At 58.9% G+C, this 13,421-nt stretch carries 11 protein-coding genes; 7 read left to right on the top strand and 4 right to left on the bottom strand.

Annotated elements, in window-relative coordinates:
- The 4 genes from EWM57_RS15795 to rpsF all read right to left on the bottom strand — a co-directional run.
- The coding region (locus EWM57_RS15795; RefSeq protein WP_129922123.1) for a GSCFA domain-containing protein at nt 1–1,876 on the bottom strand (1,876 nt) is incomplete at its 3' end.
- A 294-nt stretch (nt 1,877–2,170) separates the two neighbouring features.
- A complete protein-coding gene (gene rplI / locus EWM57_RS15790) occupies nt 2,171–2,614 on the bottom strand; it encodes a 50S ribosomal protein L9 (RefSeq protein WP_129922122.1) in 444 nt (147 codons plus the stop codon).
- A gap of 20 nt (nt 2,615–2,634) precedes the next feature.
- Nucleotides 2,635–2,886 carry a 30S ribosomal protein S18 gene (gene rpsR / locus EWM57_RS15785; RefSeq protein ID WP_073106224.1) on the bottom strand — a complete coding sequence of 84 codons (252 nt, stop codon included), beginning with the start codon at nt 2,884–2,886 and terminating at the stop codon, nt 2,635–2,637.
- Between the two features lie 4 nt (nt 2,887–2,890).
- Nucleotides 2,891–3,271, bottom strand: coding sequence for a 30S ribosomal protein S6 (gene rpsF, locus EWM57_RS15780; protein ID WP_129922121.1), 381 nt, complete (start codon nt 3,269–3,271; stop codon nt 2,891–2,893).
- Nucleotides 3,272–3,665: 394 nt separating this feature from the next.
- Here rpsF and EWM57_RS15775 point away from each other — a divergent pair, with 394 nt between their 5' ends.
- From EWM57_RS15775 to EWM57_RS15745, 7 genes are all read left to right on the top strand, one after another.
- Entirely contained in the window at nt 3,666–5,006 is a 1,341-nt protein-coding gene (locus tag EWM57_RS15775; protein WP_129922120.1) for a c-type cytochrome, read from the top strand.
- A 102-nt stretch (nt 5,007–5,108) separates the two neighbouring features.
- Nucleotides 5,109–8,144, top strand: a complete 3,036-nt coding sequence (locus EWM57_RS15770; RefSeq protein WP_129922119.1) for a TAT-variant-translocated molybdopterin oxidoreductase — start codon at nt 5,109–5,111, stop codon at nt 8,142–8,144.
- A gap of 77 nt (nt 8,145–8,221) precedes the next feature.
- Nucleotides 8,222–9,682 (top strand): NrfD/PsrC family molybdoenzyme membrane anchor subunit, encoded by a 1,461-nt coding sequence (gene nrfD / locus EWM57_RS15765; protein ID WP_242510098.1) that lies wholly within the window; start codon nt 8,222–8,224, stop codon nt 9,680–9,682.
- Nucleotides 9,675–10,199, top strand: a complete 525-nt coding sequence (locus EWM57_RS15760; RefSeq protein ID WP_129922118.1) for a DUF3341 domain-containing protein — start codon at nt 9,675–9,677, stop codon at nt 10,197–10,199. The genes nrfD and EWM57_RS15760 overlap by 8 nt, the downstream gene beginning before the upstream one ends.
- Complete coding sequence (locus EWM57_RS15755; RefSeq protein ID WP_129922117.1) at nt 10,199–10,942, top strand: c-type cytochrome; 744 nt, start codon at nt 10,199–10,201, stop codon at nt 10,940–10,942. The genes EWM57_RS15760 and EWM57_RS15755 overlap by 1 nt, the downstream gene beginning before the upstream one ends.
- Before the next feature lie 4 nt (nt 10,943–10,946).
- Complete coding sequence (locus EWM57_RS15750) at nt 10,947–12,257, top strand: quinol:cytochrome C oxidoreductase (RefSeq protein ID WP_242510097.1); 1,311 nt, start codon at nt 10,947–10,949, stop codon at nt 12,255–12,257.
- A gap of 75 nt (nt 12,258–12,332) precedes the next feature.
- Nucleotides 12,333–13,400 carry a cytochrome c oxidase subunit II gene (locus EWM57_RS15745; protein ID WP_129922116.1) on the top strand — a complete coding sequence of 356 codons (1,068 nt, stop codon included), beginning with the start codon at nt 12,333–12,335 and terminating at the stop codon, nt 13,398–13,400.
- Nucleotides 13,401–13,421 lie beyond the last annotated feature (21 nt).

Below are 13,421 nucleotides of genomic sequence, written 5' to 3'. Positions count from 1 at the left end.
TCGGGGCGGCCTCATCCTGAACCGGGGGCGAAGCTGCTTTGCGGCGCGGAGCCCGCTCAGCTTTCGGCTTGGCTGCGGCTTTGGGCGCCACTTTTTCGGCAGATTTGACCGTTTTAGTCGTTTTAGCCGGAGCTTTGGCCGCTGGCTTGGCCGCGGCCTTAGGCGGTTTCACAATAGGCTCTTTCGAGCGGCTTGTCTTGGTTGGGGGCGTGCGCACAATGCCCTTGCTCGGCCTTTTAGCCGACTTCGGCGCAGCTTCGGCACTTTGCATGGGCACCAGCCAGTCGGTGTACGGGGCCGGCGCTTCCGTGGCCGCGGGCGGTACTACCTCCGCCACCACCGGGGCAGGGCGGGGGGCAGGCTCCGCAACGGGTGGTAGCTCGTGCACCACTTCCAGCTCCTGGGTCAGCAGCGGCACTTCCGGCGTCGGCTCCGGCTGCGCCAGAACGGACGGGATGTCGACTGCCGCAGCCTGCGTTTCCACCGCCTCCACGGCCACTGGCTGCACGCTTTGCACCGACTGCTGCGCGGCTTCCAGCGCGGCCCGGGCGGCGTTTTTGCGGGCCGTACGCTTGGCGCCACCCCGGGAGCGACGTTTCTTCTTGGGCAGCTCGGGCAGCTGACTGCCGACTTCCACTTCCGTCGCCTCTACCGGCACTACCTCCGCTACCGTGGCGGGCGCAACTTCAGTAATTTCAACGGGCGTAACGTGGATATCTGGCTGCGGAACCGGGCGCGCCGGCCGGTTCGGGTCCCGACGGTTTTGGTCCCGGCGGCTTCGTTCCGGCGCGGCGGCCGGCAGGGCCGGAGCCGGCGTCTCGTCGGATTCTCCAATATCAATCCGCTCCTCGTCATCATCCGGTTCGGGCTCGGCTATTGGCTGCGGGCGAGCTGGTACTGGCAGCGCCGCCAGCTGCTGCTGCACCTCGCGCAGTTCCTGCCGCACATCGGTCTGGGCAGCCAGCTTGTGCAGGCGCTCAAGGGTGTTTTCCAGGAAAGCCCGGTGCTCGGGCGCCGCCGGGTACAGCGGCCGGTGCCCCAGGGCCTGCCGCACCGCTTCCCAGTCCTTGCGGAAGCGCCCGAAGTTAGCGTCGAAATAGGTGCGGGTAAACTTCTCCCAGATGTAGTTTTCGGCCACTTCCGACGGGTGCAGCATGTCGGAGGCGTAGAAGCGGTAGTCGCGCAAATCATCGACCAGCAACTCGTAGGCCGGGAAATACGATACGTCGGGCAGCAGCTCACTCAGGTAATGGCAGGCCACGCGCAGCACCGACTTGCTCACCGCGTTCAGGGGCAGCGTGTCCTTGAGGTGGCGCACCGGGCTCACGGTCAAAATAAAGCGCAGCTTCGGGTTTTTCAGGCGCAGGTAGGCGTGGGTTTCGGCCACGGCGTTTATCACCTCGTCCGGAGTGAGCAGCTCCTTTTCGAACTTTTCGGCCGGCACCTTGTGGCAGTTGCTGACCAGCTCCTGGGTTTCGAGCAAGCGGTAGGCGAAAGCAGTGCCTAGCGTGAGCACCACCACGTCGGCAGTTTCCAAAAACCGGCCCGTTTGCGCTACCACGTCCCGAATCTGCTGGAGCAAGGTTACCGGGGAGTCGGCCCCGACGGTGGAATGCAGGTCGTAGCTCTGCCAGCGGCCCCGGGCTTCCACTAAGTGCTGCTGCCAGTCCATTTCCTCCCCGGCCGCGGCCCGGAGCAGCCGGCAGGCGGAAAGCGGGTTGAATACGGTCCCAAACGGGTTGACCAGGGTGTTGACCTTGTGGGCCGCCAGCCGCCCCCCGATGGTATCGGCGAAGCAGGAGCCCACCGTGAGCACGCGCGCCGAAAGCGGCAGCTGCGAGGGGGAGGGCGTAAGCGTTATTTCAGTGCGAAACATTCGAAAGCAATAGGGCCATGCGCTGGCCAACGGACCGACAACCTACTCAATCCGCCTCTTTCAGGTAAAAGAAGCGCCGTGGGCAGTCCGCAGCAGCTGGATATGATGGGGACCAAACGCGTCCTGGTGAACAGGATTATTCCGCATTTTGGTTTACCAAAGGTACCGGGAAAAGAACAGAAAACCGTTTAGCCGGTAAAACTCCCTGCTGCAGCCGATAATCCCGGGCGGAGGAACCCAACAAAAAAGCCCGGCCACCGGAGTGGTCGGGCTTTTAAAGCGTAGTGGGGAAGCTTACTCAGCTACCACGTTAAAGCGAACCTGGTGCTTCACTTCCTTGTGCAGGTTAACGGTAGCGGTGTACTCACCAGCGGCCGTAGGCTCCTGATCGAAGGAGATGCGCTTGCGGTCCACGTCGATGCCGCGGGCCTTGAGGGCCTCAGCGAGCTGCAGCGTGGTTACGCGACCGAAGATCTTACCGGTCTCGCCTACTTTCGCCTTGATGTCGAAAGCGGCGTCGCCGATCTGGTTGGCTACGCCTTCCGCTTCGGTTTTGATCTTCTCGGCTTTGTGAGCGGCCTGACGGACGTTCTCAGCAATGATCTTCTTGTTTGATTTGTCGGCCAGAATAGCCAGACCCTGCGGGAGCAGGTAGTTGCGACCGTAGCCGGACTTCACAGTAACGATGTCGTTCTTGTAGCCCAGGTTCTTTACGTCGTCTTTCAGGATTACTTCCATGGTCAGTCGTCGTTAGGGGGTTACTTCAGCGAATCGGTTACGTACGGCATCAGCGCCAGGTGACGGGCTTTGGCCACGGCCTGAGCTACTTTGCGCTGGAACTTCAGGCTAGTGCCGGTGATGCGACGGGGCAGGATGCGGCCCTGCTCATTCACGAACTTCAGCAGGAAGTTCGGGTCTTTGTAGTCCACGTACTTGATGCCGGCTTTTTTGAAGCGGCAATACTTAACGCGCGTGTCCTGCTTGTGGATTCTTTCGTTGGCGAGGCTCATATCCTTATTGTGCTACGGCGGCTTCCGATTCTTTTTTAGCTTTCTGCTGGTTCATCTCGCCCTTACGACGACGCTCACCATAAGCCACGGCGTGCTTGTCGAGCACGGTGGTCAGGAAGCGGATGATGCGCTCGTCGCGGCGGAAGGCCAGTTCGAGCACGTCAACGATGTTGCCCGAGCCAGTGAATTCAACGAGGTGGTAGTACCCGGTCGATTTCTTCTGAATAGGGTAGGCCAATTTCTTGAGGCCCCAGTTTTCAGCGTGAATGATGTCGGCGCCATTTTCCTTAAGCACCTGAGAGAACTTCTCGATCGTCTCTTGCACCTGGCTCTCGTTCAGCACGGGAGTCAGGATGAAGACCGTCTCGTAATTTCTTACTTCCATTAGACGGGATGAAAAAATTAGGGTGAAAAACTTATTGAGGGGGCAAAGGTACACATTATTTCGCCTGATACCATTCGTAGCGTCGAAATATCCCGAAAGCAGTCGGTGGTAAGAGGCTGAATAAGAATGAGCAAACATTTCCCTACCCGAGCGGGTAGGGAAAGTAGGCGCATCCCCGACTCCTATTAGTAGTAGTCTGCTTTAAATGCAGCCCTCCGGCCGGGCAGCTGCGACGGACAGAGTGAGGGCGCAGTAGGTGGTTGTTTTAGAATCATTCTAGACAAGCTCCAAAAGCCGAAAATTAGGCCGGGCGGGTTTGTTCTCTGCGATTCACGACCTACATTTGTGGCCTTGAAGTACCCCCCGCGTTTCCTTTTCCCAGTCAAATAGTGCTATGAATAGCATCCGACTTCGTCCTCTTTCCCACCTCTTTCTCGCTCTGTTCCTGACGTTTGCTGCCGTTGGTCGTTCTTCGGCCCAAACGGTGGGCGCGGCTCCGGCAGTGAGTAAAGAAGGTGTGGCTCCCGGCGCTACGGCCGCCGCTGCTCCCGCTGCCGCTGCTGGCGCAACCACTGGTGATGCTGCCGCAATTGCGGCCGGCGACGCCCTATTCAAAGGCAACTGCGCCCAGTGCCACGCCGTCAACGACGTGGTAGTGGGCCCCGCCCTGGGTGGCATCGCCAAGCGCCGTCCGCTGTCCTGGATCATTCCGTGGGTGAAGAACTCGAGCAAAGTAGTAGCCAGCGGCGACGACTACGCCGTGAAGCTCTTCAACCAGTACCAGAAGCAGCAGATGCCGAGCTTCCAGCTCTCGGATGCTGAAATCACCTCGATTGTCTCGTACATCACGGCCGAAGAAGGCAAGTCGGCTGGTCCGGCTTCTACGCAGGGCACCGGCATCAAGCCTGGTGACAACACTGGTGCTCCTGATGCATCTACCGGTGAAGCTGGTGCCGGCAAATACGTCGACATGCTGCTGATCGTGCTGGTAGTGGTGCTGATTGTGATGGTGGTAACGCTGGTTATCATCGCCAACATCATGAAGGACGTGCTCCGCGGCCGCAAAGACCTCGACGGTCGCGACGTAGAGCTGATCGAGCAGCGCTTCGACTTCGCCAAGATCTACAAGTCGCCGGTGGTGCGCGGGCTGGCCGTCGGCCTGTTTGCCCTCGTGGTACTGTACGAGTCGGTGCAGGGCGTGATGGCCATCGGTCTGACCCAGGGCTACCAGCCCACCCAGCCGATTGCCTTCTCGCACAAGCTGCACGCCGGCGAGCATCAGATCAACTGCGCCTACTGCCACACGTCGGTATACAAGAGCAAGTCGGCCAACATTCCTTCGGCCAACATCTGCATGAACTGCCACTCGCAGATCAAGACGGAGTCGCCCGAGATTAAGAAAATCTACCGTGCTATCGAGCGGAAGCAGCCCATCCAGTGGGTACGCATTCACAACCTGCCCGATCTGGCCTACTTCAACCACAGCCAGCACACCCAGGTGGGCGGCATTGAGTGCCAGACCTGCCACGGCCCGATCCAGAACATGGAAGTAGTGTACCAGTACTCGGCCCTGACCATGGGCTGGTGCATCAACTGCCACCGCGAGACGCCCCTCAACACGAAGGGCAACGGCTACTACAACAACCTCGTGAAGTTGCACGAGACGGCCAACGGCGCTGCTCCATTCACGGTATCGTCGAACGGCGGTACGGAATGCTCGAAGTGCCACTACTAATCTGAAAAAGTACTGAGTGCTGAGAAGGAAGCACTGAACGAGTTTAATCGGTCCGGCTTTCTTCTCATTTCTCTATTAAAATACCCCGACTACCAACACAAGATGCAAGAGTCGCCTAAGTACTGGAAGGGAATTGAGGAACTGGAAAGCTCACCGGAGTTCGTAAAAACCGCGTTCAGCGAGTTTGGCGAGTTCCTGCCGATGAAGGAAGCCTATGGCACTTCGGACGCTACGGTAGCTCCCCGCCGCGACTTCCTCAAACTCATGGGCTTCGGCATTGCCGCTGCCACCCTGGCAAGCTGCGAAGCGCCCGTCCGTAAGGCCATTCCTTACCTGAACAAGCCCGAGGAGGTTGATCCGGGCATCGCCAACTTCTACGCGTCCACCTACTTCAACGGGACGGACTACAACAGCGTACTGGTGAAAACCCGCGAGGGTCGGCCCATCAAGCTGGAAGGCAACCCCGAGTCGCCCATCACGCGTGGTGGCCTCTCGGCCCGCGCTCAGGCGTCGGTGCTCAACCTTTACGACGGCAACCGTCTGCAGCACTTCGCCATCAAAGGCCAGAAAGCCGCGACGGATAAGGTCGACCAGGAAATCCGCACGAAGCTCGCCGGTCTCGGTGGCCGCCGCGTGGCTATCGTGTCGAACACCATCATCAGCCCGACCACCAAGAAAGTCATTGCCGAGTTTGCCGCGCGTTATCCCAACACGCAGCACGTGCAGTACGACGTGAACTCGAGCTCGGCCCTGCTGCAAGCCAACGGCGGCGTGCTGCCGGCTTACGACTTCAGCAAAGCCAACGTCATTGTGAGCTTGGGCGCCGACTTCCTCGGTACCTGGCTCTCGCCGGTGGAGTTTGCCAAGCAGTACATCACCAACCGCAAGGTGTCGAACGAGAAGAAGACCATGTCGCGTCACTTCCAGTTCGAAACGGCGCTGTCGCTGACCGGCTCCAACGCCGACGTGCGCGTGCCGGTGAAGCCTTCGGAAATGGGCACTGTTGCCCGCGAGCTGTACGGCGAAATCGTAGGCGGTGGCGCTACTTCCAACGCCCGCCTGAAAAAGGCCGCCGCCGAGCTGAAAGCTGCCGGTAGCGCTGGCCTCGTGGTTTCGGGTTCGAACGACCCGGCCGTGCAGACGCTGGTAGCGGCCATCAACCAGGCGCTGGGTAGCGCTGCCGTTGATCTGGCCAACCCCTCGATGATCCGTCAGGGCAACGACGCCCAGATGGTGCAGCTGGTAAACGACATGAACAGCGGCGCTGTTGGTGCCGTTATCTTCTACAACGCCAACCCCGCCTACGACCACCCACTGGCCGACAAGGTGAAGACGGGCATCGCCAAAGTGCCGCTGAGCATTTCGTTCAACGACCGTCTGGACGAAACTGGCTCGCTGTGCTACTACGCCTGCCCCGACCACAACTACCTCGAATCGTGGAATGACTACGAGCCGAAGCGCGGTTACCTGAGCTTGGCTCAGCCCGTGATTTCGCCGCTCTACGCCACGCGTCAGGCCCAGGACAGCCTGCTCACTTGGGCTGGCAATCCGCAGACGTACTACAACTACCTGAAAGCCTCCTGGCGCGGTATCACTGGCGGTGATGCCAAAGCCTGGGATAAGGCCGTGCACGACGGCGTTGCCATGGGCACGCTGTCGGCTGCTCCGGCGCCAATGGCCGCATCCATGAGCGCCCAGCAGGCCGTGTCGGCTCTGTCGGCCGCCCCGAAAGGCTCCGGCGTGGAGCTGGCCCTGTACGAGAAAGTAGGCGTCGGTACCGGTACCGTTGAGGGCAACAACCCTTGGCTGCAAGAACTGCCCGACCCAGTTTCGAAAGCTACCTGGGGCAACTACGTCGCCGTGCCGCGCGAAATGGCAGTAGCTCAGAAGTGGGAGCAGGGCGACGTGCTGAAAGTAACGGCCAACGGCAAGTCGATTGAGCTGCCCGTGCTGATTCAGCCCGGCCAGGCCAACGGGACCGTTAGCATCGCCATCGGCTACGGCCGCGAGATGGCGGGCAAAGTAGGCGACAAAGTGGGTGCCAACGCTTACCCACTGGCTTCGATGAACGGCAACAACATCGTGTACTCCAACACGGTGACCCTGGAAAAAACCGGCGCGGAGTCGCCGATTGCCCAGACCCAGACCCACCACACCATCATGGACCGCCGGCCGGTGGTACAGGAGTCGACGCTGGCCCAGTACATTAAGAACCCCAAGGAAGTAACCGAGTACGAGAAGATTGCCACGCCCGAGGGCCTGGAAGCTCCGAACAAGGTGTCGCTCTGGGATGACTACGAGTACAAGAACCACCACTGGGGCATGGCCATCGACCTCAACTCGTGCATTGGCTGCGGCTCGTGCGTAATTGGGTGCCAAGTGGAAAACAATATTGCCGTAGTAGGCAAGCAGGAGGTTATCAACCGCCGCGAGATGCACTGGATGCGCATCGACCGCTACTACAGCTCCGACCATCATAAGGACGAGTTCGAGAAGGAAGGCAAGCTGGCCACCTACGCCTCGATGGAAGACCCCTCCGACAACCCGTCGGTTATCTTCCAGCCGATGCTGTGCCAGCACTGCAACCACGCTCCCTGCGAAACGGTGTGCCCCGTACTGGCTACCACCCACAGCTCGGAAGGGCTGAACCAGATGACCTACAACCGTTGCGTAGGTACCCGTTACTGCGCCAACAACTGCCCCTACAAGGTTCGTCGCTTCAACTGGTTCTCGTACACCTCGAACGAGAAGTTTGAGAACGTGAACGGCCACATGTTCACCGACCTGGGCCGCATGGTACTGAACCCCGACGTAACGGTACGGGCCCGCGGCGTGATGGAGAAATGCAGCTTCTGCGTGCAGCGCATCCAGCTTGGTAAGCTGGAGGCTAAGAAGGAGAAGCGTCGTCCGAAAGATGGGGAAGTGGTAACGGCCTGCGCGCAGTCCTGCCCCACCGAGGCCATCGTGTTCGGCGACATGCGCGACCCCGAGACGCGCATCTCGAAGCTGCTGCGTCGTGAGGACGGGGAGCGGGCTTTCCACGTGCTGGATTCCATCAACGTGCAGCCCAACATCACCTACCTGACGAAGATCCGCAACGTAGAGAAGTCCAACTTCTTTGCCGAAGAAAACGCCTAGTAACTGAGCAATAGGGGAGGGCTGAGCTGCCCACCGCAACCCAGCCTTCCCACCCACTCCTTTTAAGTTCAAAATATATGCAGCACGTATCAGCAGTACGCGAGCCGCTCGTTACCGGGGGGAAAACGTACCACGACGTCACCGTAGACGTGTGCCGCCAGGTAGAAGCCAAACCGAATGTTCGGTGGATGGCGGCCCTGAGCGTAGCCCTCTTTTTCCTGGGCATTTTCCTCTATTCCGTGTACCGCACCCTGTGGTACGGCATTGGAGAGTGGGGTCTGAACAAAACCGTCGGCTGGGCCTGGGACATCACCAACTTCGTGTGGTGGGTAGGTATCGGTCACGCCGGCACCCTGATTTCGGCGGTACTGCTGCTGTTCCGTCAGAAGTGGCGGTCGTCCATCAACCGCGCGGCCGAGGCTATGACGATTTTCGCCGTAATCTGCGCCGCCATGTTCCCAGTACTGCACATGGGCCGTCCGTGGCTGGCTTACTGGGTTTTCCCGCTGCAGAACACCTTCGGTTCGCTGTGGGCCAACTTCAACTCCCCGCTGCTCTGGGACGTTTTCGCCATCTCGACCTACTTCACCGTGTCGCTGGTGTTCTGGTACACGGGTCTGGTGCCCGACTTCGCTACCATCCGTGACCGGGCTAAAGGTCCGATTGCCAAAGTAGCGTACTCGCTGCTGAGCATGGGCTGGACCGGCTCGGCCAAGCACTGGAGCCGCTACGAAACCGTGTCGCTGATTCTGGCCGGTGTTTCGACCCCGCTGGTACTCTCGGTACACACCATCGTATCGATGGACTTTGCAACCTCGGTCGTGCCGGGCTGGCACACCACGATCTTCCCGCCGTACTTCGTGGCTGGTGCAATCTTCTCGGGCTTCGCCATGGTACTGACCCTGATGCTCATCACCCGGGTCGTATTCAAGCTCGAAGACTACATCACCATCGAGCACATTGCCCTCATGAACAAAATCATGATGATTACGGGCTCGATCGTAGGGGTAGCTTACATCACCGAGTTCTTCATTGCCTGGTACTCGCAGGTGGAGTTTGAACAGTACGCCTTCATCAACCGCGCTACCGGTCCGTACTGGTGGGCCTACGCCTCGATGATGACCTGCAACGTGATTACGCCCCAGCTGGTCTGGATCCGCAAGGTGCGCTACAGCATCCCGCTGACCTTCATCTTGTCCATCATCGTGAACATCGGTATGTGGTTCGAGCGTTTCGTAATTATCGTGACCTCGCTGCACCGCGACTACCTGCCCTCCTCGTGGGCCATGTTCTCGCCGACGCGCATCGACATCGGCATCTACGTGGGTACGCTGGGCCTGTTCTTCACCCTGTTCCTGCTCTTCGCCAAGTTCTTCCCCGTGATCAACATGGCCGAGGTGAAAACCATTCTGAAGTACACCGTCGACAACGGCCCGACTTACACCGGCGTTGACCCGCACGCCCACGCTATCCACCACGAGTCGACCACCCACGGAGTTCCTGCTAACGCTCCGGTAAACTACAACAAGCATGACTAAGCGCTTCGCCCTCGGCATCTTTGAAGACGAAGATGTGCTGCTGCACGCGGTAGAAAACATCCGCGGGGCGGGTGTTAAAATCTACGAAGTATTCACGCCCTTTCCGATTCACGGCATGGACGATGCCATGGGCATCGAACGGTCGCGCCTCCCGATTGCCGCGTTCTTCTACGGTATGACGGGTTTGGCCTTCGCCCTGTGGCTGCAGATCTACACGCTGGGTTTTGACTGGCCGATGATTATCGGTGGCAAGCCCCACATTGCGCTGCCCGCCTTTATTCCGGTTTCCTTTGAGCTGACGGTATTCTTTTGCTGCCACGGCATGGTGATTACCTTCTACACCATCAGCAAGCTGTATCCACGCTGGAAAACCCCGGTTCTGGATGTGCGCTCGACGGACGACAAGTTTGTGGTAGCCATTGAGCTGAACGAGAATTCGGACCTGAATGGGTTGGCCAAACTGCTGCGCGAGAACGGCGCATCGGAGGTGAACGAAAAAGAAATGACTAAGAACTAATGACGCACTCGCTGAAACTAGGTCTGCAAGCGTCGGCTATCCTGTTCGGCTCGGTGGTCGCCACCAGCTGTAACCAGGCCGATAACCCCGGCATCGAGTACGCGCCGCAGATGTACGAGTCCATCCCGTACGACCCCCTGCGCCAGGTAAGCACGAATACCATCAACCCGATGGGCACCAACGAGCGGACTCCCGTAGTCGGCACCGTAGCCCGGGGCAAGGAAGATTACTACTCCCACATTCCCAAGGACAGCGTAACCACGGCTGAGCGTAAGCTGCGCAACCCGCTGGCCCACTCCAAGGCGAATCTGGAGGAGGGCAAGACGCTCTACACCCGTAACTGCCTGCACTGCCACGGCGAAGCCGGCGACGGTCAGGGTCTGGTGGGCGTGAAGTTCAAGGGCGTACCCAACTACTCGACGGGTGCCTACAAGACCATGAACGAAGGCCACATCTACCACGTGATTCAGTGGGGGCGCAACCGCATGATGCCGCACGGCTCGCAGGTGAACCCCGAGGAGCGCTGGAAGATTGCCATGTACGTGAAGGTTCTGCAACTCGGCAAAGGTGCTGATGGAATGGCTGACTACCTGAAAGCTTACGGCGGCAACGCCAGCATGAGCGGCGACTCCACCCAGGCCAAGGATCCAATGACGCAGAAGCCAACCGGTCAGGCTGGCGCGGAGAAAGGTTCGGAAAATCCGGGCCAAGGGGATAAAGGACGTAACGGCTCAGCGAACTAACGATATGGCAACTCTGACGCATCACGAAAGCGCCACGGCTGAATACCTCGAGGTTTCGCCGGGCACTAACCGCAAGTTTTTCATGATCATCGTGGCTGGCGTAATCCTGCTGGCCATCGGTATCCTCGCCTCCGTTCTGGGCTGGGGCGGCCACCACGAGGCTGCCGGCGCAGCCCACGGTGCCGCGGCGGCCCACGGCGCCGAACACGAAGGCAGCCCTATCTGGCTGAAGAGAGTTCTGGTCAGCCTCTGGCACAGCAACATTTTCTTCGTCGGCGTATCGACCATCGGTACGTTCTTCGTTGCCCTGCAGTACGTCGCCTACGCCGGCTGGTCGGTGCTAATTAAGCGAATCAACGAAGCCATGAGCGCCTGGATTCTGCCCGGCGCCATCATCATGCTCATCGTGTTCTTCGTAGGTCGCCACGACCTGTTCCACTGGACCCACGAAGGCATCATGGACCCTAAGTCGGCCAACTACGACGCCATCATTGCCGGTAAGAGCGGCTTTCTGAACCTGCCCTTCTACCTGATCCGCATGGTAGTGTACCTGGGCATCTGGTGGTTCTTCTCCGAGCGGCTGCGCAAAATCTCGCTGGCCGAAGACCTGAACGGCGGTACCGAATACTTCCACAAGAGCATCAACGTAGCGGCGCTGTTCCTGGTGCTCTACGCCGTGACCTCGTCGATGTCGGCCTGGGACTGGGTGATGTCGGTTGACGTGCACTGGTTCTCGACCATGTTCGGCTGGTACGTATTCGCCTCGTGGTGGGTATCGGGCATTGCCGTTACCACGCTCACGGCCATCTACCTCAAGCAAGCCGGCTACCTGCGCTTCGTGAACTCGAACCACCTGCACGATCTGGGCAAGTTCATGTTCGGCTTCAGCATCTTCTGGACCTACGTATGGTTCTCCCAGTTCATGCTGATCTGGTACGCCAACCTCCCCGAGGAAGCCGTGTACTTCAACCAGCGCCTGGGCGGCTTCAACGGCGCCTATACCTGGATCTTCTTCTTCAACCTGGTTATCAACTTCGTGTTCCCCTTCCTGCTGATGATGACGCGGGATGCCAAGCGGCAGATGATCATGCTCAAAATCGTGAGCATCGCCATTCTGATTGGCCACTGGTCGGACTTTTATTTGATGTTCATGCCGGCAACTATGAAGGGTGATAATGGGTTTATCATTGAGATTGGGGTTGCGCTGATCTTCCTGGGCAGCTTCCTGATTCTGTTCACCAAGCGTTTGTCGCAGGCTTCCCTGGTTCCCGTTCACCATCCGTTCCTGGATGAGAGCGTGCATCACACCACTTAATATTAGACCTGAGTATTGAGAAGTGAGAAGTAGTCTCACTTCTAACCTCTCGACTCTCACCTCTTTCCTCCTCTGATGATTGCTCTCGGTATCTTTCTGCTGCTGTTGCTGCTGGTCGTGTTTGGCCTGCTGTTCCGCATCCAGATTCTGACCTCTATTTTCTCGGGCAGCTCCACCCGTGAGATTGGCACCAGCAACCGCGTGAATGCCATTCTGATGCTGGTGTTCCTCGTGTTGGGTGGCGCCTGGTTCGCCTATTCCTTCGCCGACAACTTCGGCAAGATGAACCCGCCCATTGCTTCCGTGCACGGCCACGAGATGGAGCGCCTGTTCTGGATTACGATGATCATCATTGGCATCGTGTTCGTGCTGACCCAGGTGTTGCTGTTCTTCTACTCCTATAAGTATCAGCACCAGGAAGGCCGTCGGGCTTTCTTCTTCTCGCACAACAACAAGATTGAAATCATCTGGACAATCATTCCCGCCATTGTGATGGCCGGTCTGGTGTTCGCCGGTTGGAAGGAGTGGACTAAAATCACCGGTCCGGCCCCCAAAGATTCGGTTGTGCTGGAAGTGATGGGCAAGCAGTTCAACTGGCTCGTGCGCTACCCCGGCCGCGACCTGAAACTAGGCGTGGTTAACTACCGCCTCATCGATGCCACCAACGAGTTTGGTTTCGACCTCAACGACAAGAGCGGCCTCGATGACTTCGTTGCCGGGGAGATTCACGTGCCCAAGGGCCACCCCGTGCTGCTGAAGATTCGCTCCCGCGATGTGCTGCACGCCGTGTACATGCCGCACTTCCGCGTGCAGATGTACGCCGTGCCCGGGATGCCAACCAAGTTCTGGTTCACGCCCACCGTTACTACCGACGAGATGCGCGCCAAACTGGGCAACCCTAAATTCAACTACGAACTGGCCTGCAACCAGATCTGCGGCCGTGGCCACTTCGCCATGAAGCTGAACATCGTAGTCGACGAGCCCGACGATTACGTGGCCTGGGTTGCCGCTCAGAAGTCTTTCTCGGAGCAGAACCCCGATGTATTGGCTAAACTCAAACAGAAGTCGGGTGACGTGGTTGAAAAAGAAGTAGTTCCGGCCGCCACGGCTGCCGTTGGTGCTCAACTCAATCCTGCCCTCTAAATTCAACTAAACGCACGCTTC

This window comes from Hymenobacter persicinus, from assembly GCF_004167665.1.
Taxonomy (GTDB): domain Bacteria; phylum Bacteroidota; class Bacteroidia; order Cytophagales; family Hymenobacteraceae; genus Hymenobacter; species Hymenobacter persicinus.
This window is presented reverse-complemented; position numbering and strand designations above follow the sequence as displayed.

What these genes read in the sequence shown, in the direction of transcription:
- rplI (WP_129922122.1), bottom strand. Translation starts at nt 2,614, where the DNA reads ATGGAAGTAATCCTGAAAGACGACGTAAAGAACCTGGGCTACAAGAAC.
- rpsR (WP_073106224.1), bottom strand. Translation starts at nt 2,886, where the DNA reads ATGAGCCTCGCCAACGAAAGAATCCACAAGCAGGACACGCGCGTTAAG.
- rpsF (WP_129922121.1), bottom strand. Translation starts at nt 3,271, where the DNA reads ATGGAAGTAAGAAATTACGAGACGGTCTTCATCCTGACTCCCGTGCTG.
- EWM57_RS15775 (WP_129922120.1), top strand. Translation starts at nt 3,666, where the DNA reads ATGAATAGCATCCGACTTCGTCCTCTTTCCCACCTCTTTCTCGCTCTG.
- EWM57_RS15770 (WP_129922119.1), top strand. Translation starts at nt 5,109, where the DNA reads ATGCAAGAGTCGCCTAAGTACTGGAAGGGAATTGAGGAACTGGAAAGC.
- nrfD (WP_242510098.1), top strand. Translation starts at nt 8,222, where the DNA reads ATGCAGCACGTATCAGCAGTACGCGAGCCGCTCGTTACCGGGGGGAAA.
- EWM57_RS15760 (WP_129922118.1), top strand. Translation starts at nt 9,675, where the DNA reads ATGACTAAGCGCTTCGCCCTCGGCATCTTTGAAGACGAAGATGTGCTG.
- EWM57_RS15755 (WP_129922117.1), top strand. Translation starts at nt 10,199, where the DNA reads ATGACGCACTCGCTGAAACTAGGTCTGCAAGCGTCGGCTATCCTGTTC.
- EWM57_RS15750 (WP_242510097.1), top strand. Translation starts at nt 10,947, where the DNA reads ATGGCAACTCTGACGCATCACGAAAGCGCCACGGCTGAATACCTCGAG.
- EWM57_RS15745 (WP_129922116.1), top strand. Translation starts at nt 12,333, where the DNA reads ATGATTGCTCTCGGTATCTTTCTGCTGCTGTTGCTGCTGGTCGTGTTT.